This window comes from Corynebacterium sp. HMSC061H03 (genome assembly GCF_001838215.1).
Taxonomy (GTDB): domain Bacteria; phylum Actinomycetota; class Actinomycetes; order Mycobacteriales; family Mycobacteriaceae; genus Corynebacterium; species Corynebacterium jeikeium_D.
Window position 1 is genome coordinate 123844 of record NZ_KV836075.1, and the last position, 23333, is coordinate 147176.

Annotated in this window: 20 protein-coding genes; 4 read left to right on the top strand and 16 right to left on the bottom strand. The window is 59.9% G+C overall.

Features of this window, described 5'->3' with window-relative positions; translation table 11 throughout:
• Positions 1–33: 33 nt before the first annotated feature.
• A complete protein-coding gene (locus HMPREF2787_RS07285) occupies positions 34–1323 on the top strand; it encodes an alanine racemase (protein WP_070858903.1) in 1290 nt (429 codons plus the stop codon).
• On the top strand, positions 1320–2747 hold the full coding sequence (locus HMPREF2787_RS07290) for a D-arabinono-1,4-lactone oxidase (protein ID WP_070858904.1): 1428 nt from the start codon (positions 1320–1322) through the stop codon (positions 2745–2747). The genes HMPREF2787_RS07285 and HMPREF2787_RS07290 overlap by 4 nt, the downstream gene beginning before the upstream one ends.
• Here the strand turns inward: HMPREF2787_RS07290 and rarD are convergent.
• The 4 genes from rarD to lspA form a co-directional block, all read right to left on the bottom strand.
• A complete protein-coding gene (gene rarD / locus HMPREF2787_RS07295) occupies positions 2744–3712 on the bottom strand; it encodes an EamA family transporter RarD (RefSeq protein WP_070858905.1) in 969 nt (322 codons plus the stop codon). The two genes, HMPREF2787_RS07290 and rarD, sit on opposite strands and share 4 nt — an antisense overlap.
• A 123-nt stretch (positions 3713–3835) precedes the next feature.
• Positions 3836–4561, bottom strand: coding sequence for a hypothetical protein (locus HMPREF2787_RS07300; RefSeq protein ID WP_049170281.1), 726 nt, complete (start codon positions 4559–4561; stop codon positions 3836–3838).
• Entirely contained in the window at positions 4558–5469 is a 912-nt protein-coding gene (locus HMPREF2787_RS07305) for an RluA family pseudouridine synthase (protein WP_042389388.1), read from the bottom strand. Before HMPREF2787_RS07305 ends, HMPREF2787_RS07300 begins: the two co-directional genes overlap by 4 nt.
• Before the next feature lie 68 nt (positions 5470–5537).
• Positions 5538–6107 (bottom strand): signal peptidase II, encoded by a 570-nt coding sequence (lspA, locus tag HMPREF2787_RS07310; protein ID WP_070858939.1) that lies wholly within the window; start codon positions 6105–6107, stop codon positions 5538–5540.
• 90 nt (positions 6108–6197) lie between these two features.
• On the opposite strand from lspA, the gene HMPREF2787_RS07315 reads away from it, so the two are divergent.
• The gene (locus HMPREF2787_RS07315; RefSeq protein WP_242451342.1) at positions 6198–7226 is read left to right on the top strand and encodes a hypothetical protein; all 1029 of its coding nucleotides are present in this window, start codon (positions 6198–6200) and stop codon (positions 7224–7226) included.
• Positions 7227–7397: 171 nt separating this feature from the next.
• On the opposite strand, the gene HMPREF2787_RS07320 is transcribed toward HMPREF2787_RS07315, so the two are convergent.
• Positions 7398–8132 (bottom strand): WKL family lipoprotein, encoded by a 735-nt coding sequence (locus tag HMPREF2787_RS07320; RefSeq protein ID WP_224433258.1) that lies wholly within the window; start codon positions 8130–8132, stop codon positions 7398–7400.
• A gap of 124 nt (positions 8133–8256) precedes the next feature.
• Here HMPREF2787_RS07320 and HMPREF2787_RS07325 point away from each other — a divergent pair, with 124 nt between their 5' ends.
• Positions 8257–9243, top strand: a complete 987-nt coding sequence (locus HMPREF2787_RS07325; protein WP_083326673.1) for an asparaginase — start codon at positions 8257–8259, stop codon at positions 9241–9243.
• 1 nt (position 9244) lies between these two features.
• On the opposite strand, the gene HMPREF2787_RS07330 is transcribed toward HMPREF2787_RS07325, so the two are convergent.
• The 11 genes from HMPREF2787_RS07330 to murG all read right to left on the bottom strand — a co-directional run bounded on the left by HMPREF2787_RS07330 (position 9245) and on the right by murG (position 23333).
• A complete protein-coding gene (locus HMPREF2787_RS07330) occupies positions 9245–9907 on the bottom strand; it encodes a DapH/DapD/GlmU-related protein (RefSeq protein ID WP_083326674.1) in 663 nt (220 codons plus the stop codon).
• Between the two features lie 66 nt (positions 9908–9973).
• Entirely contained in the window at positions 9974–11440 is a 1467-nt protein-coding gene (locus tag HMPREF2787_RS07335; RefSeq protein ID WP_070429553.1) for a DNA polymerase IV, read from the bottom strand.
• Positions 11441–11455: 15 nt separating this feature from the next.
• Positions 11456–14716, bottom strand: a complete 3261-nt coding sequence (gene ileS, locus HMPREF2787_RS07340) for an isoleucine--tRNA ligase (RefSeq protein WP_083276346.1) — start codon at positions 14714–14716, stop codon at positions 11456–11458.
• A 420-nt stretch (positions 14717–15136) separates the two neighbouring features.
• Complete coding sequence (locus HMPREF2787_RS07345) at positions 15137–16150, bottom strand: DivIVA domain-containing protein (protein WP_049170271.1); 1014 nt, start codon at positions 16148–16150, stop codon at positions 15137–15139.
• A gap of 398 nt (positions 16151–16548) precedes the next feature.
• A complete protein-coding gene (locus HMPREF2787_RS07350) occupies positions 16549–16848 on the bottom strand; it encodes a YggT family protein (protein WP_048731166.1) in 300 nt (99 codons plus the stop codon).
• 63 nt (positions 16849–16911) lie between these two features.
• Positions 16912–17433: a cell division protein SepF gene (gene sepF, locus HMPREF2787_RS07355; RefSeq protein ID WP_070833944.1), complete on the bottom strand. Its 522-nt coding sequence runs from the start codon at positions 17431–17433 to the stop codon at positions 16912–16914.
• A 122-nt stretch (positions 17434–17555) separates the two neighbouring features.
• Positions 17556–18278, bottom strand: coding sequence for a peptidoglycan editing factor PgeF (pgeF, locus tag HMPREF2787_RS07360; RefSeq protein WP_070858907.1), 723 nt, complete (start codon positions 18276–18278; stop codon positions 17556–17558).
• Positions 18279–18284: 6 nt separating this feature from the next.
• Positions 18285–19604, bottom strand: a complete 1320-nt coding sequence (gene ftsZ, locus HMPREF2787_RS07365; RefSeq protein WP_070566018.1) for a cell division protein FtsZ — start codon at positions 19602–19604, stop codon at positions 18285–18287.
• A 268-nt stretch (positions 19605–19872) separates the two neighbouring features.
• A complete protein-coding gene (locus HMPREF2787_RS07370) occupies positions 19873–20649 on the bottom strand; it encodes a cell division protein FtsQ/DivIB (RefSeq protein ID WP_049192950.1) in 777 nt (258 codons plus the stop codon).
• Between the two features lie 4 nt (positions 20650–20653).
• Positions 20654–22147 (bottom strand): UDP-N-acetylmuramate--L-alanine ligase, encoded by a 1494-nt coding sequence (gene murC, locus HMPREF2787_RS07375; RefSeq protein WP_070858908.1) that lies wholly within the window; start codon positions 22145–22147, stop codon positions 20654–20656.
• Positions 22148–22160: 13 nt separating this feature from the next.
• Entirely contained in the window at positions 22161–23333 is a 1173-nt protein-coding gene (gene murG / locus HMPREF2787_RS07380) for an undecaprenyldiphospho-muramoylpentapeptide beta-N-acetylglucosaminyltransferase (RefSeq protein ID WP_069359188.1), read from the bottom strand.

The window sequence follows — 23333 nt, forward strand, 5'->3', positions numbered from 1 at the left end:
CAGTACAGGTTTTCAATGATTACGTTTTAGGGCATGAAACTTTCTCGAGCTTCTGCCCCGGAGTCCTCGGACACATCCCGCCCGGCTCCGACATCGATGTCTCACCTGCCTGAAGCGCTGCCGCCACAGACGCCCCAGACAGCCCGCCCGCCACTAGCTACCGACACGCTGCTTAACTGCACTTCCCTTCCTGCAGTCGTCGTCGACCTCGCGGCGGTCGAAGCCAATGCCCGCGATATGCTCCGCCGTGCAAACGGGATGCCTATCCGCGTGGCCTCGAAATCGATTCGCATTCCACAGCTTATTTCGCACGTCCTGGCCTTCCCCGGTTTCCAGGGCGTGCTGGCATATTCGCTGGCAGAGGCGCTGTACCTATTCCGAGAAGGCATTAGCGACGACATCGTCGTCGCCTACCCAACACTTGACGCCCGCGCTATCTCAGAGCTTGCCGACGATGATGCAGCGCGTGCCGCCATCTGCGTCATGGTTGACCGTCCCGAGCATCTGGAGGCGCTGGCGTCGTCGGCAAGCGAAAATGCGCCAATCCGCGTGTGCATGGACGTCGACGCATCCTTTCGTCCCCTCCCCGGCGTGCATATCGGTACGCTGCGCTCAAGCCTGTTCTCGCCGAAGCAGGCAGCTGCGTTTGCCAAGCAGATCATTGCCCACCCGGAGCTGCAGCTGGCCGGAATCATGATGTATGAGGGGCACATTGCCGGGGTGGGCGATGCCGGAAAATCCCTGCGTGCGCGCGCAATTCGAGTGATGCAGGCCGTCTCAAAGAAGGAGTTGGCAAAGCGCCGCGAGAAAGTTGTCGCTGCAGTCGAGAAAGTGGCGGGGCCGCTGGAGTTTGTCAACGGTGGTGGCACGGGGTCGCTGGAGTCGACGTGCGCCGAGGCCGCAGTCACCGAGGCAGCGGCGGGGTCGGGGTTCCTGGCACCAACCCTCTTCGATAACTATCGTGCATTCAATCTGCGCCCGGCGTCCTGGTTTGTGTTGCCGGCGACGCGACGTCCTAAGAAGGGCGTGGTCACGGTGTCCGGCGGTGGTCGAATTGCCTCTGGGCCGGCGGGAGCTGACCGGCTGCCAACCCCCTGGTACCCCACTGACCTGCGCTACGCGGCAGAGGAAGGCCCAGGTGAGGTGCAGACTCCGCTGCTCGGCAAGACCGCCGACGCAATTTCGCTGGGAGATCCCGTGTGGTTCCGCCACGCCAAGGCCGGCGAAATAGCCGAACACACACAAGAAGTCATTGCAGTTCGAGATGGCACCATCATCGCCCACTGGCCCACGTACCGAGGAAAGGGATTGATCTTCACATGAGCAATTCACACAACAACGCCCGCTTCACAGTCTCTACAGTTGAGTCCCGAGTACCACGCGTACGTCGGCGTGCGCAGGCGAAAGCCGTCGCCAACTCGCATTGGAGCAATTGGGCGCACACGCAATCGTGCACCCCGTCCTACACTCATCAGCCGCACGATGATGAGGGTGTCATCTCGGTAATTAAAGCGGCGAAGACCGAAGGGACTACGGTGCGCCCGCTGGGGGCCGGTCATTCTTTTACTTCCGTGGCCACCACCGATGGGCACCGCATTCAACTCGACCGCTGCTCTGGTCTGGTCGAACTCGACGCCGCCAACCAGACCGCCACGCTGCGTGCCGGCACTCGCCTGCGCGACACTCCAGGTATTCTGCGCCCGCTCGGTTGGGCACTTCCCAACCAGGGCGATGTCGATCCGCAGTCGCTGGCCGGTGCTATCTCTACTGGCACACACGGCACCGGGCTTGGATTCACCGGCTTCGCGGGCACCGTGAAAGGATTCAAGATTGTCACCGCGGATGGCGTCGTCAGGCACTGCCATCCGGACGCTGAGGGAATCGACGGCGAGCTCTACCGCCTCGGCCGGCTGGGACTGGGTGTCTTCGGCGTGCTTACGGAGGTCACGATGTCCGTCGTGCCAGCGTTTGATTTGCACGCCGACGAGCACCGCGAAGAGTTTGATTCCCTGCGCAAGAGTTTCGCCGAGCGCTGCAAAGAAGCTGACCACCTGGAGTTTTTCTGGTTCCCGGGACAGCGCGAGACGCTGGTCAAGCACAATACTCGCATTGAACCGCAGCGCCACCGCCGCCCGAGCCGCAATAGCCTGAAGCAGCGCCTGGGCAGCGCGCGTACGTATCTTAACGACGAAGTCGTCAACAACATGGGACTCTTGGCGTGCTGCGAGATTGCTAAGGCCATTCCCGCTACGACCGATACCATCAACCGGATTGCCACCAACACCGTGCCAGAGCGCCGCTACTCCAACGAGGCGCACAAGGTCTTTGTCTCGCCGCGCCGAGTGCGTTTCTCCGAGATGGAGTACTCCGTCCCGCTCGAGGCTGCTTCCGATGTTCTCGGGGAAATCCACGACGCAATTGCCCGCAAGAGGATGAAAGTCTCTTTCCCCATCGAGGTGCGCTCCGCGAAAGCCGATGATGTGGCCCTGTCCACTGCGTACGGTCGCGACAGTGCCTACATCGCCATCCACCGCTACTGGAAGGAAAACTACCGAGAGTACTTCAACCTCATCGAGCCGATTTTCAAGGCCCACGAAGGTCGCCCGCACTGGGGCAAATTGCACACGCTTCGCGCGGAGGATTTCGCGGAACGTTATCCGCTGTTCGGCGAGGTCCAGGCACTACGGGAAAAGGTCGACCCGCAGGGAATCTTCCTCAACGAGCACCTGCGCGAACTTTTCTGCTAATTATCTGCCGGCTTTACGACGTCCCGGGTAACCGCCCCATCCGTCTGGTCGGCGGCATCGGCGGAAACCGGGGCCGGTTCAACACCGGCCTTGTGGAGTTCCCGGCGTACCCGACGCTGCCGGCGCATCTTCAGGATGAGGTCGCAGATGAACAGCGCGACGGCACCCCAGATGATGAAGAATCCGATCCAGCGCTCCGGTTCGAGCTCCTCGCCCAGCACAGTGACTGCCAGGGTGATTTGGAGAACTGGAGTCAGGTACTGCATCAGACCCAAGGTGGCCAGCGGCAGGCGTTTGGCACCTTCGCCGAAGAGAAGCAACGGAATGGCGGTAGCAACACCGGCGCTCATCATGAGCAGCACGTGACCAGTTCCTTCGGAGGTAAAGGTGCTCTGCCCGTTGTAGGTCAACCAGAGGATGTATGCCAGCGCAATCGGTGTGATTACGGCGGACTCGGCCGTCAGCGAAGCTGCGGAGGAAAGCGATACCCGCTTCTTCATTAGTCCGTAAAAACCGAAACTGAACGCCAGCGCCAGCGCACCCAACGGCGGATGTCCCACACCAATTGTGAGAACAATGACCGCAATGGTTGCCAGGATGACACTGCCGAGCTGCAACCGCGAGATGCTTTCACGGAAGAAAATCATCGCCAACAAAACGCTGACCAGCGGGTTGATGAAGTAGCCGAGCGCGGCCTCCGCCACCTGCCCATTGTTGACCAGGTAGACGTACACCCCCCAGTTGACGGAGATCAACAGTGCGGCAATAAAAATAGTGCCCCAGGTCTTGGCACTCGCGGCCTTCAGCTCTGGCCATGCGCGCATGAAGCTGAGGGCAATGACCATAAAGACAAGGGTCCAGACGAATCGGTGCGCCAAAATCTCTACGGCCCCTGCTGGTTCCAGCAAGGGGAAATAGAGCGGAAACAGCGCCCACAAAAGGTACGCACCGAATGCCTGAATCACTGTTGGCTGACTCCTTTTCGTTCTCGTTGAAACTAACTGCGTACTGGCGGCAGAGTTCTAGCCGCTTCATCCTAGTCGTTTGGACTTGGCCGCTTAGTCCTGGCTTCTATTAGGTCTGGCCGCTTAGTTCTGGCTCAGCCCCGGCGCAAAGAGCGGATCTTTATCCGTGAAGCCGGAACTCAGCACCGGGCGAATACCAAAACGGCCACGCGCCGCATCTGATGGCAGCGCCTCGACAGCTTTCACATCGGGCATTTTCTTGACATCCATCAACGATTCAGCGTCACCATAGACCAGTAACCCGTTGAAGCCGAGCCGTTCGTCGTCAATCGCGACGTCTGCGTAAGCAGCCGCTAACTCCAGCTGATCTTGCAGCAGCTTTTCTTCGCTCGCTGTTTTACTCGGCTGCGGCAAATACCGGGTGCTCACACCGCCGATGATTGCAGTCGATACTCGCAGAGAGGGCTCTTTTTCATAGACCTGCGCCGCTTCTTGCGCATCGAGCAGCCGGTCAAAAGTCACCATCGCCCAGAACTTCGGGTCCTCCACGACTGGCTGGCCGGTCTTTAGCCGGTAGTCCTCTTTCTTCATATTCGCGAGGGACTCGTCGGCACGCTCTACGTACTGCTCGGTTGCTTCCCACGGGTCCGGGCCGAGAGCATCGCCGTTGAGATTTTGCGGCTTGCTTACCCGATCGGAGGTCGAAGCGACTGCTAAAACAATCACCAATACGACAACACAGAAACCAGAGATCAGTGCCATCACTGGCGAAATACTGCCGTCACCAGTGCTTTTCGCGCGAGTTTCACGGCGTGGTGGGTTCTTGGATCCCGATGGGGTCTGCGTCATGCGCTCTGCCTCAAAACTTCCAATGCGTGGTTCAAATCATCTGGGTATGGACATTCGATTTCCATCCAGCGCCCATCTGCCGGGTGGTGGAAACCAAGCGAGACCGCGTGAAGCCACTGGCGGTTGAGCCCCAGCCGCTTGGCCAATGCCGGATCGGAACCGTACATGGGATCGCCGCAGCATGGGTGATTCAACGCAGAGAAGTGCACGCGAATCTGGTGCGTGCGCCCAGTCTCTAGATTCACCTTCAGCAGCGTTGCTGGGGCGAAGGCCTCAAGCGTTTCGTAGTGCGTCACAGCATGCTTGCCATCCTGGCGGACGGCAAAGCGCCAACCCGCCGAAGGATGACGGCCAATCGGCGCATCAATTGTCCCCGACAGCGGATCCGGATGCCCCTGAACCAGAGCGTGATAGGTCTTGGACACCTCACGGTTTTTGAACGCCCGCTTGAGCACGGAGTAGCCCCGTTCGGAGCAGGCGACAACCATCACGCCAGAGGTGCCAACATCGAGGCGATGCACGATGCCTTTTCGCTCGGGCGGACCGGAGGTAGAAATGCGGAAACCAGCAGCCGCCAGTCCGCCGATAACCGTTGGGCCTTCCCAACCGACCGACGGATGTGCGGCCACACCGACAGGCTTGTGAACAGCCACCAAATCGGAGTCGTGGTAGAGCACGTCCATGCCCTCGACGAGTTCCTCTTTGGGAACCAATGGCTTTTCCACCGGCGGCAACAACACTGAGAGGAAAGCGTTTTCTTCCAATCGGTCGGACTTACCAACGCTCACGCCATCGACCGTGATGTCCCCAGCCGCTGCCAAATCAGCCACCGCTGTGCGCGAGAGTCCCAGCAACTTAGCCACACCGGCGTCTACCCGCATACCGGCCAAGCCCGGTGGAACGGGCATCTGCCGGGTTTCTCGGTCGGGCTGGTGCGCTCCCCCGAGTGCTGCACCGGTATTTACTGCATTGTCGTTCACTGCTGTCCTCCCTCCGCCGACTGCTTCTGATCCGTCTGGGAAGATTTCTTCTCCATCGCAATCTGATCAGCGAAGAGATCCGGCTCCTTGGAAAAAACCATCCAGATAACGAGGATAATAACGCCCACTGTAATCGCGGAGTCCGCGATATTAAATACGGCAAAACCCTTAACCGACAGGAAATCGACGACGTGGCCGACGTAGAAACCGGGCTCCCGAAACAGCCTATCGATGAGGTTTCCCAGCGCACCACCAGCAATAAGCCCCGCCGCAGTCGCCGATATAGGACTGCGCAACCAATGGGAAAAGCACATCACAGCCAGGATGTAAACCAGCTGCAACGTGGTAAAAACCCAGGTGGCGTTCGTGCCAAAGGAAAAGGCTGCACCGGGGTTAAAAACGAGCCGCAACTCGAAGAGATCGCCAATGACCTGCACCGCAGGACGGCCATCGAGAGTCTTCAAAGCAATAATCTTGGTCAGCTGATCAATGATCGCAACTGACACAATAACCGCAGCGAGAATCCCCCGCCGCGGGAAATATGTCCTCGTTTCCTTCTTAGTCACTGTCCCATAATGGCCTAACAAACCCATATTCAGCCAACTGACACCGCCCGGGTGGTTCCTATCCACCACGAAACCGGTACGCTAACCGGTGTGACTCGACGTTTCCAATCTCAGTTTGTTCCGGCCTCCTCTGCTTTACGACGTGCAGGAGAATCCACCTCCTCGTGGTTCCGTCGACCTAGCCGCAGCGACCAACCTGGTCACACCAAGCATGGCCTGCTGGCGAGGGTCGGCACCGCTGTTGTTGCCGCTACCACTGTGGTGTCACTGGCCGCGTGCTCGTCGGAAAGCTCGGTGGAAACGCAACCCGTGGACGTTGCACAACCCAAGGTCGAATTGACCAGTGCTGGTAGCGGTGAGCTGGCGAGCGTGCGCTGGAAGGACGACGGTGCAGAGCAGGAGTCGACCGTGGCGGTGACGCAGGGCTTCGCGCAGCGTGGCGGAAACGCCGATAGCGACCAGACGTTCCCGGACACCCGCCTGGAAATCCCCCTGACCAGCACTGTTACCAGCGATAACGATACTCGTGTGGTGACGTCAGAGGTGGGTAAGCCACACGGCTCCAACGATGAGCTGAATGAGGATATCGCGACCGCGCAGGGCTTTATCTCTGATTGGTCAACAACGGCCACTGGTGAGGTCAAGGAACTCAAACTGGGAGCGCCGGAGAAGGCGACCGACACCGCTCGCGCTGGTGTGGAGATGGCGCTGCAACAGCTGCATTCCGTACCTATCGTCTTCCCCTCCGAGGACATCGGAAAGGATGCAACCTGGACGGTCGAAAGCGAGGTCGAAGGCCAGACCACGATGACGCAGAAGGTGACCTATACCCTGCTCAGCCGTGCGGGCGACATTGTTAATTTGAAGGTCGATGTCAAGCAGGTGCCGACCGTCACCGAGTTGGACACTGGCGGCGAGGGTGCACTGAAGGTTGTCGAGGCCACGACTGACATGCTTGCCGACCGCGTCACCATCGACCTGACTAAGCCGCTTCCGATGAAGGGCAACATCGACTTTGTGACCTCCGTGACCTACGGCGACGGCAACTCCGATGTGCGCATCACTCAGCAGACGCACCGCGGGCTGGAGTTTAAGGACGGCAGCGGGTCGAAGAAGTAGCCCAGAAGAAATAGCTCTGGCCAGCGCAAGGTTAGAAGACGAGAAAGTGTCTAGGTTTATGTCACTTTTCTTCCCAAAAAATGGGCGGAACTGTCATAAACCTAGACACTTTCTTTTGTCTGCCCCAGTGCACCCGACCGGGCTAGGCTGTGATGTCTGGGCCAACGGCACCTAAGCCGGTGGAGGCGGAGGAGGCGCGTCCTCCGCCGGAGCCGGAGCTGGCGGTGGCGGGACCTCCTCAGCCGGCGGTTCAGGCGCGGGTGGCGGAACTTCCTCAGCGGGTGGTTCGGGCGCCGGAGCCGGGGCTGGCTCCTCGACCGGTGCTGGGGCCTCCTCAACCGGAGCCTCTTCAACTGGGGCTTCTTCCTCCGGCTCAGGCGGCGGCGGAGGGGTTTCGCCCGGCGCGAGGCAGAACCCAGGCTTGTGCTCCGGATCAAGCGTCGATGCCAGGTTGCAGGCCCATTCCTTGCTCAGCATCCAACGGCCATCCCTGTAAATGAAGTCCACCTGATCCACGAGCATCGGATCTTCCTCCGGGCGGAGGATATTGACACCGGCTACGGCCTGCTTCGTCGTGAAGCCGGGCGTGATCGGATCAATGACATCAAAGCTGATTTCCTGCTCATTGGCACTATTGGTGACAATGTCGAAGAAATCGCCGGCAGTATCGCCGTCCTCAATGGTCAGCGCCTTTTCCTCGATAGGTAAATCGGGGTTGATAAGGCGTGCGAGGACGTCGTTAAGCTCTGCGCGCGTCGGCAGCATGATGACGGGTTCCGCCGAGCTGGATGTCTTCGATTCAGTCGTCGGCGCTGCAGTATTGCCACCACCGCAGGCAGCTAGCCCAAGTGCGCTGACCGAGACCATCGCCGCTACTGTCACACCACGCGCTGTGCGCCAACGCATTCCGCTAACGCGCTGGTTGCAGGGGACTTTCATATGTGCACTACTCCAATAAAATCTGCATGAAGATTCGCTGGCTTCACGCCTTCCATAATCCTACACAAGGCCAAAACATCGCCTGGGTAAGATGGTGGACATGTCGACTCAGGATCATTCCCCGGCTAGCTCGACCTCGTCTAGCACGGCCTCCCCTCGCCGAATCGTTGTCATCACCACCGGCGGCACCATCGCCTGCACCACGGATCGCAGCGGTGCGCTAACCCCGACCATCTCGGGCACGGAGCTCGTCGCCGCGGTCGCGCAGCGTTATCCCGAGGGCATGTTAGAGCTGGAGGTTCGTGAGCTCGGGATGCTGGACTCGTCGAATCTCGCGTTCACCGACGTTGACCGTATTCTCGCCACTATTCACGAAGTGCTTGACGACGACTCCGTGGACGGTGTCGTCGTAACTCATGGCACGGACACGATGGAGGAAACGGCCATGGCTGCCGAATTTTTCCATGCTGACTCGCGTCCGGTTGTCTTTACTGGTGCACAACTTCCCTATGATCATCCGGAAACCGACGGACCGGGGAACCTCTTTGAGGCCGTGACCATTGCTTCCGATGCCTCTGCGCAGGGAATTGGCGTTCTTATTGTCTTTGGCCACGCAGTCTTGCCGGTACGAGGTGCGACGAAGTGGCACACAACCGATCCTTTGGCTTTTGCCACTAATGCACCGGAAGAGCCGGTTCGTCCAGATCCGCTGCCTCTGGCGGCTTTGGCGGGCTCGAAGGTAGAGATTATCCCCGCCTACTTGGGTGCAGATGGATCACTGCTGGATTCGGCAGTCGCCGCCGGTGCACGCGGCATTGTCGTAGAGGGCCTGGGGTCGGGCAATGTCTCCGATGAGTTTGCCGCTGCCATTGACCGGGCCATTGCGGCTGATGTGACCGTCGTGATGGCAACGCGCGTTCCGCGCGGTGATGTCCACGCCGCCTACGGCGGTGCCGGTGGCGGTGCGACGCTGGCTCGGCACGGTGTGATTAGCGCTGGTTGCGTGCATGCACCGCAGGCGCGCATCATTCTCGCCGCCGCGCTGGCTGCGAATGTGCATCCGCAGGCGCTGTTCTAATTCACGCCTCGATGATGCGGATGATTTTCGCCGGGTTTCCAGCCACAACTACGCCCGCGGGAACGTCCTTAGTCACCGCGGCACCCGCGGCGACCACAGAATTGTCGCCGACGTGAACACCGCCCAGGATGATGGCTCCGCCACCGATCCAGGCATTGCGTCCGATGATGATTCCATCTCCAGACTCTAGATAAGCGGCGCGGGCCTCAGCTCCCAGTGGGTGTACTGGTGGAAGCAGCTGTACGTTGGGTCCGAGCTGCGCATAGTCGCAGATTGTCACCTTCACCACGTCAAGTGCGGTGAGCCCAAAGTTGATGAAAACGTTGTCGCCGATGTGGATGTTATCGCCGTAGTCCAGGTAGATCGGCGGGCGAACGGTGCTGCTCTCTCCGAAAGACCCCAGTGCCGGTGTTAGCACTTGCTGTGCTGCCTGCTGGTCTTCGCGGAATGCGACCTCAAATTCAGCGGCCACCTGGCCAATTCGCACATTCAGAGCCTGTGATTCCGGATGATCGGCGATATACCACTGACCGTTCAGCATGCGCTGGCGGTTATCCAGACCGTCGGCGGGAAGTGTGGTCGACGGATTCGGATCTCGATCGGTGTTGCGCAACGAGGCGCGGCGAGCTGCCTCGAGCTCTGCAATGCGGGATGCGGTAGTCATAGTGCCCCAGTTTACGGACAGCGCATAAACAGAGCGCTGCGAACGGCATCGAGGCAGGCAACCGCATCAAGCATCCGCGTCGGGGCCGAGTTCGTCTTCGCTTTCCCGTTCAGGTTGCGGCAAGTCGAGAGCTGCTGCTTCATCGGATGCCAGCCACTCCGGCCAGTCCAAACTGCACACCGCGGAGCACGGACGCAGCTCCGGGTCGTCCTCCTTCAGCGTGATCATGCGCCCGGGGCCACTGGTGCGGCTTTCAAAGCGGACAGTCACAATCCCGTGCCCCGAACCCTGCACCCAACCATGTCCATACTCGCTGTGGTGTACGTCCGAGGTGGGTGCCCACTTGGAGTCGGAAAGCCGAACGGTCGGCAACGCACCGGTTCCAGATAGCTCGACCAGGCCGGCGGGAGCGTCGGAAAGCGCAGGTGCTGGCACTCGATCTTCGACGGTGATTGCGCGGTCGAGCTCAGGAAACAGGACTTCTTGTATGTGCGAATCCAGCCCGGAGAAACCGACGCCCACCAGTCGCACTGGGCCGACCTCCGCGGGCGTGAACGCGATTCGGTGCGCCACTGCCATAAGGGTGTCGAAATCCTGTGTGGCATAGGCGAGTGTCTCAGATCGGGTATGGATGCTCAGGTCGGACAGACGCACCTTGCAAGTGATGGTGCGGGCACCACGGCCATCTTTTTTGAGCCGTCGAAAAGCGGACTCACCCGCGCGATCGACGGCGGCGTGGAGCTGGGCCTGCGACTCCAAATCCTCAGGATAGGTGTACTCCGCCGATACAGACTTGGCGACATCGCGCTCCTTAACCGGCCGGTCATCTGTCCCCTGCGCCAGCTGCCACAGCATCACACCGGTTTTGGATGTCAGCGAAACCTCGACATCGCGCTGGGACATGGCGGCAAAATCACCGATCGTCTCCACGCCCAGCGTGTGCAGTTTCGCAGCGGTGACAGGGCCAATACCCCAGAGCTTCTCTACCGGCAATGGGTGTAGAAGCTCGTGATTGCGTGCGGGGTCCAGCACGTACACGCCATCGGGTTTCGCCAGGCCTGACGCAATTTTCGCGAACTGCTTGCCCGCGCCCGCGCCTATCGACGAAGCCAAGCCGGTCTCCCGCCGGATATCTGCCCGCAGCTGCTCCGCCCAGGCAATGACCTGCTCCTTCGAGGCTCCCTGAAGCTCTTCGGGTTCCATGAAAGCCTCGTCGACGCTGAGCTGCTCGACCACGGGCACGCGCTCGCGGATTACAGAGAACACGCGGCGCGACACCGGCCCGTAGATGCCCTTGCGCGCGCTGACCGTCACTGCGGTCGGTGGCATGAGACGACGTGCGCGAGCCATCGGCATAGCCGAGTGCGCGCCGTACGCGCGGGCCTCATAGGAGGCACCGGCGACCACACCTCGACCGCCCAGTCCGCCGACGAGGACTGGCCGCCCGCGCAGAGTCGGGCGGGTGAGCTGCTCGACGGACGCGAAGAACGCGTCCATGTCGATGTGCAGAACCCACCGCCCGGAAGTCGGCATAGAGATTACTCTCCCCTACTGCTTGGCAATATCCGCCGAGCAGCCGTCCGCCACGTCGTAGCTCAGCGACTCTCCGCCAGCGACGACCTCGAAAGCGGTTGCGAGAACCTCGCGGGCGATGAGGTCAGCGTGGCGGTTGGCCCACTCCTCACGCTCGGCCGGCACCTGCAACTTCACCGAAATGCGGTCGGTGACCTCAAGGCCAGCGTTCTTGCGGGCATCCTGCAGACCACGGATGCGGTCAGCGGCCCAACCGCGGGACTCCAGGTCCTCGTCGAGCTCAGTGTCGAGCACAACCAGGCCATTGACGCCGTCGACCTCAGCGGTGGAATCCGGCGAGATCGCGACCAGGTTGCGGGTGTACTCGCCCTCCTGCAGCGGAATGCCATCGGCGACAACCGCGCCGTCGACAACCTCATAGTTGCCAGACTTCACAGCCTTAATGACCTTCTGGACGTCCTTACCCAGGCGCGGACCGGCCACGCGAGCGTTGACGGAGACCTCGAATCGTCCCACCGAGTCCACGTCGGAGGTGAACTCCACCTTGTCGACGTTGACCTCGGAGGAAACGATGTCGGTGTACTCACGCAGACGCTCGGCATCCGGGAATGCCAGGGTCAGCTTCTTCAGCGGCAGGCGGTTACGCAGCTGGTTGGCCTTGCGGATGCGCGATGTTGCCGAGCAGACATTGCGGACAATGTCCATGGACTCAACGAGTTCGTCATCGGTCGGCAGCTTGTCGACGTCCGGCCAATCCTCCAGGTGCACCGAGCGGCCGCCAGTGAGCGAGCGCCAGATGACCTCGGTGGCCATCGGCAGCAGCGGAGCAGCCACGCGGGTGAGAACCTCCAGCACCGTGTACAAGGTATTGAAGGCCTCTGGGTGCTTGACATCGCCGGCCCAGAAGCGGTCGCGGGAGCGGCGCACGTACCAGTTGGTCAGTGCGTCACAGAACTGACGGACCTCATCGGTGGCAGAAGCAATGTCAGTGTTGTCCAGGCACTCAGTAACAGCACGGACGGTTGCTGCAAGCTTGGCCAGGATGTACTTGTCCAGGATGTTGTCGGAGTCTACCGACCACTCGGCCGGTTTGGAAGCGTAGAGCTGCAGGAACGAGTATGCGTTCCACATCGGCAGCAGCGCCTGGCGCACGCCCTCGCGAATGCCCTGCTCGGTGACAATCAGGTTGCCGCCGCGCAGAATCGGGCTGGACATGAGGAACCAGCGCATGGCGTCGGAGCCGTCGCGGTCGAAGACCTCGTTGACGTCCGGGTAGTTGCGCTTGGACTTACTCATCTTGTTGCCGTCATCGCCCAACACGATGCCGTGGGCGACGACCTTCTTGAACGCCGGGCGGTCAAACAGTGCAACCGACAGGACGTGAAGCAGGTAGAACCAGCCGCGGGACTGGCCGATGTACTCCACAATGAAGTCGGCCGGTGCGTGGGACTCGAACCACTCCTTGTTCTCGAACGGGTAGTGGAACTGCGCAAACGGCATGGAACCGGAGTCGAACCAGACATCCAAGACATCCGGGACGCGGCGCATCATGGACTTACCGGTCGGGTCGTCCGGGTTCGGGCGAACCAGCTCGTCAATCTCCGGACGGTGCAGTGTGGTCGGGCGAACGCCGAAGTCCGCCTCCAGCTCATCGAGGGAACCGTAGACGTCGACACGCGGGTACTCGTCGTTGTCGGAAACCCACACCGGAATAGGCGATCCCCAGTAGCGGGTACGGGAGATGTTCCAGTCACGTGCGCCCTCGAGCCACTTGCCGAACTGACCGTCGCGGACGTGCTCCGGCATCCACTCAATCTCGTTGTGGTTGAGCTCCACCATGCGCTCGCGGATCTTGGTAACGGACACAAACCAGCTCGGCAGTGCCATGTAGATCAGCGGCTCGCCCGAACGCCAGGAGTGCGGGTAGGAGTGCTCGATGGTGCGGTGCTGGACGACGCGGCCAGCGGCCTTCAGGTCACGGATGATGTCCTTGTTGGCGTCAAAGACCAACTTGCCCTGGTACTCCGGCACCTGCGAAGTGAACTTACCGTCCATGTCCACCGGAATGATGACATCAATGCCGTATTCATTACAGGTGTTCATATCGTCTTCACCGAAGGCCGGCGCCTGGTGGACCACACCAGTACCGTCCTCGGTGGTGACATAATCGGCCACCATGATTTGGAAAGCGTTCGGGTGATCTGCGAAGTAGTCGAAGATCGGCTGGTAGGTCAGACCTTCCAGGTCAGCACCAGCGAAGGTAGCCACGACCTCGTGTTCCTTGCCCAATTCCTTGGCGTAGGCACCAATCAGCGCTTCTGCCAGCAGGAAGGTCTTACCTGCAAACTCCGGCACGGAGGAATCCTCGCCGACCTTAACTACGGCGTAGGTGACCTTCGGGTTCACGGCCAGACCAAGGTTGGACGGCAGCGTCCACGGCGTGGTGGTCCAAGCGATAGCTGCAGTGTCAGCGAGCACCGGGTTGTCCGCCAGCGTCTTCTCCGCTGCCGAGCCTGCCTTGGCGCCGGTGAACGGGAAGGTCACGGTCAGAGTCGGGTCCTGCCGCATCTTGTAGGAGTCATCCAGGCGGGTCTCCTGGTTGGACAGCGGGGTGTGCTCTGCCCAGGAGTACGGCAGCACGCGGAATCCCTGGTAGACCAGGCCCTTGTTGTAGAGCTCCTTGAAGGCCCAAATCACGGACTCCATGTAACTCATGTCCATGGTCTTGTATCCGCCGTCGAAATCAACCCAACGCGCTTGACGAGTGACATATTCCTTCCACTCGCCCGCGTACCGCAGCACCGACTCAGCGCAGTACTTGTTGAAGTTAGCCAGACCCATTTCCTCGATCTGGCCCTTGTCCTTAATACCGAGCTGCTTCTCTGCCTCCAGCTCAGCCGGCAGACCATGGCAGTCCCAGCCAAAGACGCGACCAACCTGGTAGCCACGCATGGTCTTGTAACGCGGAACAATGTCCTTGACGTAACCGGTCAGCAGGTGACCGTAGTGCGGTAGACCGTTGGCGAACGGCGGGCCATCATAAAAGACGTATTCGTCAGCACCATTACGCTGATCGATAGAGGCCTGGAAAGTGCTGTCCTTGCCCCAGTACTCCAGAACCTTTTCCTCCAGTTCCGGAAACTTCGGGCTGGAGGTGTACTTACCAAAGTCAGCAGTGCGCGGATACGCGCCACCTGCCGGAGTGGCCTCAGCAGAGGCATTTACATCGTTCGAATTAGACACCGTTTCTACGTCACTTCCGTGGTCGAACATCATTAATACTCACCACGGGGACGCATGCCTAGCCCCTTCAGCGTTGGTACTGGTGACGCTGAAAAGGAGTCTCGCGCGGTACCACCCCGCTTGGCATCACGCTTTACGACGGTTCTTGCGAACAAGAACCATGCGGCTTCACGCGATAGCCCGCTTATTTAATAAGGCTTTGTAACGGTGCCAAACCGTTCGGTTCTACTGGGCCCATTTTCTACTGGACTGTTCTTCCGAAACGCTCCCCGGTGATGGCCGGCTCATTGCGCGTATGGTCGTCAGTATAGCAGTGTCTCAGGCAACTACTACAACCCTGACCGGAACAAAGAATGCGATTGGTTCGCAGGGAAAGATAGCAAAAACCACCGCGCTCTGCCTCCCCTCCCTGGGGAGCCGAGCGTGGTGGTTTTCTACGTGTTGGCTACGTAATTAGTTGTTGTAGCCGTCGGCCGGGGCAGCCGACTCGCGAGAGTTCAGGTCGTCGAGCTGGGACTCCAGGAAGGTCTTCAGGCGAGTGCGGTACTCGCGCTCGAAGATGTGCAGCTCCTCGATGCGCCCCTCCAGAGCGGTCTGCTGCTCCTTGACGGTGGTCATGATCTCGTGGTGCTTGCGCTCTGCATCGTCCTGCAGCGCGGTTGCCTTCTGCTGCGCTGCGGTGATGGTGGCGTTAGAGCGAGCGTCTGCGTCGCTGATCATCTGCTCGCTGCGCTGGCGAGCGTCAGTGAGGGTCGACTCAGACTCGTTACGGGCATCAGCCAACAGCTGCTCACTGCGCTTCTTGGCATCAGCCAAAGTTGCTTCTGCCTCATTGCGAGCGTTGGTGATAGTGCGCTCGGCCTCTTCATTGGCCTCTGCCACGGTGCGGTCAGCGTTTTCACGAGCCTCGGTGACAAGCTTGTTGGCCTCAGCGTCGGCGTCAGTGGTGACGCGATCAGCGGTGTCCTGAGCAGCCTGCAGGATACGAGCAGCGCGGAGGCTAACTTCCTGCGACTCGGTGCCGGTGCTTGCTGCAACTGCCTGCGGCTGCTCCGCAGCTGCGGAGGAAGCCTGCTGTGCAGAAGCCTCTGCCTCAGAAGCACGCTTCTCAAGAGCATCCAGACGATCCTGGTAGTGAGCCTCAATCTCCTGCTGCTGAGCGCTCAGGCGCTCGTTGTACTCAGCGCGCAGCTCCTGCTCAATTTCCTTGCGCAGCTTGTCCTCATCGACAGCCGGCGCCGCAGCGGCAGCACCGGAAGCAGCGTAGTCTGCGCCGCCACCCTGCTCTAGCTGACCCTCAAGGTCCTCAACCCGCTGGCGCAGCTCAGCGTTTTCATCCTGGAGCTCACCCAGTGCGTCCTCCACGAGGTCGAGGAACTGATCGACCTCGTCCTCGTTGTAACCACGCTTGCCAATCGGAGGCTTGCTGAAAGCCACATTATGCACATCAGCCGGAGTCAACGGCATGGTGAGTTCCCCTAACACTTTGAGCGGACAGTTCTTAAGAAATCTTAAGAGAATTATTTCCAGTAGTACTGTTTACCCGGCCAATCCTACCTGCTCTAGTCACAGTCCTCACCCCATTTATTTTGGGCAGGACTCTATCCCCCACGTTCTAACCAATGGCAAAGTTCTAGTAAAACGTTAAACCTCGCCCTTACCCTGCACCTTTAGCCACAGAACTTTACCCCCGACACAATAAAAACCCATTGGGGATTACAATCCCCAACGGGTTCCTATTGTTGCCCCCGATTAACACCCCCGGCGGCAATTCAATGCCCGAGAACATCGCATTCGGGACAGTCAAAACAACACAGCTCCACCGAAATCCACATTGTGGATCCCAAGCAAACAGTTAGCGATATTTACGCCACCGCGCCGAGAGCTACCTGCAGCACCATTCGCAGAATCATAAGGATGAAGAACAAAACAAGCACAGACATGTCCACCATCACGTTGCCCATCGGCATAGGCGGGATGAGTCGGCGCAACAGCTTCACCGGCGGGTCGGTAATGACAAAAACAACTTCGCCAATCGACGAAAACACCCTGCCTGGTCGCCAAGAGCGAGAAAATGACTGAATCATTTCAATCACAATGCGAGCCAACAGCAGATAGGTGAAAAGCTTCAGCAGGATTAGCAGAACTAGCAGTAGTGAAGACACGAATAAACAGTCTAGCTAATTAATCGAAATACGAAACACTAACAAGCCATGCGAGCCGGCTGACTAGCCGGACATCCGGTCGAACTGGCCCTCGTTGACATCGCAGCCATGCGGGTACAGGGTGAACACGGAGCCGTCAGCCTTGATTCGACCGCGCAGACCGAAAACCAGTCCAGCAACGAAGTCGACATAGCGCTTAGCCTCAGATGGGTCAAGCTCACTCAGGTCGAAGGTGACAATGTCACCGTCACGGAAGTGCGAACCGATGTCCGGAGCCTTGGAGTACTTGTCCTGGAAACCACTTTCCGGCTTGATGAAGACCTGCTCCGGTTCCTTGGTCTCAGCAACGGAGTGCAGGTTGCCGTAGCGGTAGTCCTCCTCGCGGGAGTTCACACTTGCAGCCTCACGTGGAGCCTCTTCGCGCAGCTCGTAGCGGTGACGCTCCGCACGACGCGAGTCGGCATAGGAGTCATCAAAACGCTCCTCGTCACGGCGGTCAAACTCGTCGTAGTGCTCGTCGTAAGCCGCGTCATCAGTCGGGGTAAGACCGAAGAAATTTGAAACCCCACGGAAGAAATCAGCCATCTTCTGCTACGTCCTTCTTAGTGTGCGAATTTAAGTCTGTGCTACCCACAACCTACCGGCTGGGTTGGCAATATCGCATAGACACGCGCAAATTTGGCGCGCCAAAATTACAACTTTGAAACTTAGCCCTGCTCAGGCAGGATTACGATGCCCGCCTGACGGCCAGTCTTCCCCTCCCGCCGGTAGGAAAAGTACTGCTCACTTTCAATAGTGCAGCTGGGCTCGACATTGACATGCCGTACACCGAGGTCATAGAGCTGACGCATCAGGCCGGCGCGCACGTCGACACCGTCAGTCCCCTGCTTCGTTCGCGTCTTCGCTCCGGGTAAATGCTTATCGACGTCATCGGCCATCGACTCAGGCACCTCGTAATTGTGGCCAGAAGCCGCCGCACCGAGAAGCGCATGGATATTCTCGGGCACGGCACCGAGCTCAATCATCTTCTCGACAGATTTACGAACGATTCCGTTGCGGGCGCCGGTTCGCCCCGCGTGTACCGCAGCGGCGACACCCGCATGATCGTCGGAAAGCAAGACGGGAACGCAATCGGCAACGAGTACTACCAGCGCGAGACCCGGCGTGGTCGTGACGATGGCGTCGGTGGCCGGGACAGGCTCAGTTTGTGGTTCGTTGACGACGGTGACCGTGTTGGTGTGAAGCTGCTCCATATAGACGAAGCGGGCACGGTCGATTCCCAGAGAATCGGCCAAGCGCTGGCGGTTGCGTTCGACTGCGGACGGGTCATCGCCGACATGATCTCCAAGATTGAAGGAATCATATGGTGGCAGCGAAAACCCGCCGCGCCGATTCGTCAGAATTTTTCGGCTGCGGCGGGATTCAGTCATGATTTCTTAGAAGCCCCACTCCGGCAGGTCGCTGGAAGCCTGGTAGCCGCCACGACGGTCGTCGCGGTCATCGCGATCCTCGGAACGGTGAGCACCACGGTAGTTGCGGTATTCCTGCGTACGCGGTGTCGGGTTGTCGGTGAACAGACCACCGCTGTTCGGGTTGGTGCGCGGGACAAAGCGGTCGCGATCCTCACGCTCGCGCGGCTGCGCGACCGGGCGCTCTTCCTCCGCACGCGGGGCCGGAGCGCCGAGGTTGTCACCGCCCGGCAGTGCGCTGCCCTGTCGCGGTGCCTGCTCAGCGGCCGGACGCGCCTCGGCATCCTGTGCAGCCGGACGTGCAGCGGCACCTGCGGCTGGCTTGTCCAGCGGGTTGCCGTTACCCTGCTCAAAACCGGTAGCGATCACAGTGACGCGAACTTCGTCACCGAGGTTGTCGTCGATGATGGTACCGAAGATGATGTTGGCATCCGGATCAGCCTTTTCCTCCACGATGGACGCGGCGGCGTTGACCTCCATCAAGCCCAGGTCGGAGCCACCGGCGACGGAAATAAGCACACCCTGTGCACCATCCATGGTGGACTCCAGCAGCGGGGAGTTAATGGCCTGAGTAGCGGCGTTCATCACACGGTCGTCGCCGCGTGCGGAACCAACGCCCATCAGAGCCGAGCCAGCCTCAGCCATTACCGAGCGGACGTCGGCGAAGTCAACGTTAATCATGCCCGGAATGGTAATCAGGTCAGTAATACCCTGGACACCGTTGTAAAGAATCTCGTCGGCGAAGCGGAACGCGTCCATCATGGACAGATCCTGCTCACCAATCTGCAGCAGACGCTGGTTCGGAATGGTGATAAGGGTGTCACAGACCTCCTTGAGGGTTTCAATGCCCTCGGCGGCCTGGCGTGCACGGCGCTTGCCCTCGAAGTCGAACGGCTTGGTTACGACACCAACAGTCAGGGCACCGGACTTCTTGGCGATGCTCGCGACAACCGGAGCTGCACCGGTACCGGTTCCACCGCCCTCACCTGCGGTAACGAAGACCATGTCGGCGCCCTTGAGGGTCTCTTCAATCTCGTCCTTGTGGTCTTCCGCGGAAGTGCGGCCAACCTCGGGGTTAGCGCCAGCTCCCAGACCACGAGTTGCCTCACGCCCAATGTCGAGCTTGACATCAGCGTCGGAGAACATCAGGGCCTGCGAGTCGGTGTTGACTGCGATAAATTCGACACCCTTCAGCCCCTCCTCGATCATGCGGTTGACAGCATTGACGCCACCGCCGCCGACACCGACGACTTTGATAACGGCGAGGTAGTTATTCGGGGAGGTCATTGCGCGTTTCTCGCCCTTTCCTATAGGTCCTAAATAATTTCATCTAGCCACGTTGCACATGGGCCGCACGACAGCATTGGCACCGCCGGGCAGTACAGCTCTCCATGACACCGCACGGAAGAAGTGCATCATGGCCGAAAAGCTGTTGACCCCATTGTGGTCGAAAACTGCAAATAATTCAGCGACCTTTTAGCGCGTGTCGCTACCTTAAACCTGCACTTGAGGGATAGTGTTTAGCCACAGAAATCACTCCAGACACCACCATTCTCTACTCTCCCTTAGCAGCGGGTAGTCGGGGGTTGGAGACATTCCAAATCTTCTCGCCACGGTTCAGCACAATCTCCGTCGCGCGTGCCTTTTCTGCCGCATTATCCGAGGACCCGAAGTACACCTCGTATCCATCGGTCAGAAATAGCTTGATCTCTGCCTCGGAAGGAGCGCTAATCCGCTCCACACGGTGTGCAACGGGTTCTGGCAACGCCTTGACGACGTTCAAAACTGCCTTGATAACGCGCGGTTCGGGGTCAACTTTGCCGTCTGTTGGCTCATCCACACGAGGTGCATCAACAACCTCGATGACACCCGCCGGCGGGGCTGCCGTGACGAACTCCTGACCATTTGCGGAAAACAGATGCTCTCCGTCAGTGGCACGGACAAACACCACCGGGGTGAATTCCCGTACCGAAATAGTCACGCCCTGCGGCCACGAACGACTGACAGTCACGCTATCGACCCACGGCTGCCCCGCCACGGAGCGCGCTGAGGCATCCGTGTCCAAGCGAATGAGCTTTTGATTCTCGGAGATACCACTGGCCTCGACAATCGCGTCTTTATCCCCGTGGACGACGCCTTCAACATCGATGTTTTTCACAACCAGCCACGGCGAAAACCACACCACCGCTGCAACGATGGCGATAATCGCGACCAGGCCACCGCCGATGAGCCAGCCGCGTCGCGGGGCGCGCGCTGAACGCCGACGCCGCGACGCTGTTGTGCCCCGGTCTGCACCGTCGGTCTGCTGAGATTGCTTTCGGCTGGTTTTCACAGTGCTACGACTCCACCTGTTCGTCGTTGTCTCCGCTGAGCTCGCGCACGATTTCGTCGGCAAGCATCGTCACAGAGCCAGCGCCGATGGTCAGAATGACATCGTGCGGTTCGGCGATTTCGCGAACGCGAGCCGGGACGCTGGTGAAATGCGGCTCATACGTCACAGGGATGGTCATTTTGTTGGCAATGAGCGCGCCGTCGACGCCCGGCAGCGGCTCCTCGCGGGCGCCGAAGACATCGAGCAATACGGCCTTGTCCGCCAGAGACAGGGCGGCAGCGAACTCGTCGGCAAAGTTGCGAGTACGCGAGTACAAGTGAGGCTGGAACACAGCGATGACCTTGCCACGACCGGCCTCGGTGACCAACTCCCGAGCTGCGCCGAGAACTGCGGAGACCTCGGTCGGGTGATGCGCGTAGTCGTCGTAGATACGAGCGCCAACAAATGGCCCCTCGCCGATACTGCCGTGGTAGTCAAAGCGGCGACGGACACCGGTGAATTCACCGAGACCGCGCGCCATACGCCCCAAATCTGCCCCGACGCAGTCGCCACCAACCATTGCAGCCAGCGCGTTGAGCGCCATGTGACGGCCGGGCTGATGCAGTTCAAACCTCACCGATGTCGAGCCAACAGTGGCCTCCACGCGGGCACCACCACCGACGGGAGTCCAGCCGTGCAAAACGGCACCGACCGGCAGCGTCGGGTGTTTAGCCAAGGCTTCTTCCCCACCATAAGCCAGCACGTTAATGCCGCGCTCCACCGCGCGCTCGCCCAATGCGGCCGCATGCGGATCCTCAGCACAGATGACCAGATGACCGCCATCCTTAATGCGCTCTGCAAAAGCGTCAAAGACGGCGTAGTAGGTCTCGTCGTCACCGAAAAAGTCAAGGTGATCGGGCTCGATGTTGGTAATTACGGCCACTTCCGGCTGGTAGGTCAACAGCGAGGCATCCGACTCATCGGCCTCAGCAACAAAAACGTCACCACTGCCCTGGTGAGCATTGACGCCGGCCTTGCTCATCAGACCGCCAACGGCAAAAGACGGATCCAAACCAGCTGCCTGCAAAGCGGCGACGGTCATCGATGTAGTCGAGGTTTTGCCGTGAGTACCGGCGATCAGGAGAGCCTTGGAGTCCTGCATCAACAGCGCTAACACATCGGAGCGCTTGAGCACCGGAATGTCCAGCTCATGTGCACCGGCCAGCTCCGGATTCGTCTTCGGGATAGCAGCGAAGGAAATGACCACTGCGTCCGGCAGCTCTCCCTCGCCAGCAAGCTCAAGATTCGCACGGTCATGGCCAATGGCGATGGTGGCTCCCATCGCACGTAGTCCCACCACCGCGCGGGACTCCTTGACATCGGAACCGGTAACACGAATGCCACGAGCCAACAGGATGCGAGCGATACCGGACATACCGGCACCGCCAATGCCAATCATGTGGACACTTGCGGGCAGCTCTCCCGTTACCGGCTGAAAGTCATCGAAATTAACGTTCATGTTTATGCTCGCTTTACTTCTTAGGGTTCACAGCCGCAGAAAGCACCCTACGGGCAATGTTCTCCGCAGCGTTACCATGTCCAATGTTGGCCAGGGCGCGGCGCCCGTCGGCAAGCTTTTCTGGGGACGTGACCAGCGGAATCACGATATCCGAAACTGATGCCGCAGTCAGCGACTCGTCGGCGATGAGAATACCGCCACCAGCATCGATGACATCGGTGGCGTTGAGCGCCTGTTCCCCATTTCCGTGTGGCAGCGGTACATACACCGCAGGCAAGCCGACAGCTGAGACTTCAGCCACCGTCATCGCACCGGAACGGCACAAAATCAGGTCGGCGGCGGAGTACGCCAGATCCATCCGGTCGATGTACGGCACAGCGACATAGGGGGCGTCCTCGCGGATAGCCTCGACCTCGACGTGATTCTTCTTGCCGTAGGCATGCAGTACAGATACACCGGCGTTGGCGAGCTCTGCGGCTGCACCGGTAACAGCTTCGTTGATGGAACGTGCCCCCTGCGAACCACCGGTGACAAAGAGCACCGGTCCCTCCTGCGGTAAACCGAAGAACTCGCGGGCTTCAGCACGCTTGGCGTCGCGGTCCAGCGCCGCGAGGCTGGCACGCACGGGATTGCCAACGACCTCGGCCTTCAGACCAGAGCCAGTCACGGCGGCCAAACCGACGCCCCCGAGTGCGACACCGAGCTTATTGGCCAGGCCCGCACGGGCGTTGGCCTCGTGAACCAGGAACGGAATCTTCTTCCCCGCACGGCACGCCATGTAGGCCGGTGCCGATACGTAGCCACCAAAGCCGATGACCGCATCAGCGTCAATGCGCTTGAAAACCTTGCGGGTCTCACGCACCGCACGAGCGACGTTGAGAGGCAGCTTGAACAAATCCGCAGTCGGCTTGCGCGGCACCGGCACTGGCGGAATCAGCTCCAGGTCATAGCCTCGCGCCGGTACGAGGGTTGACTCCAACCCCCGATTCGTACCGAGTGCAATGACGCGGGCTTCCGGCTGCAGGTTCAAAATCGCATCCGCCACAGCCAATGCGGGTTCGATATGGCCAGCCGTACCACCGCCGGCCACCACAATGGTCGGAGCAGAGCCATCTTCCTTGAGAAACTGCTCAGACTCCGAAGCGCCTTTCGCCCCAGCGGCTGCGCCCAGATTCTTGTCTGCCAT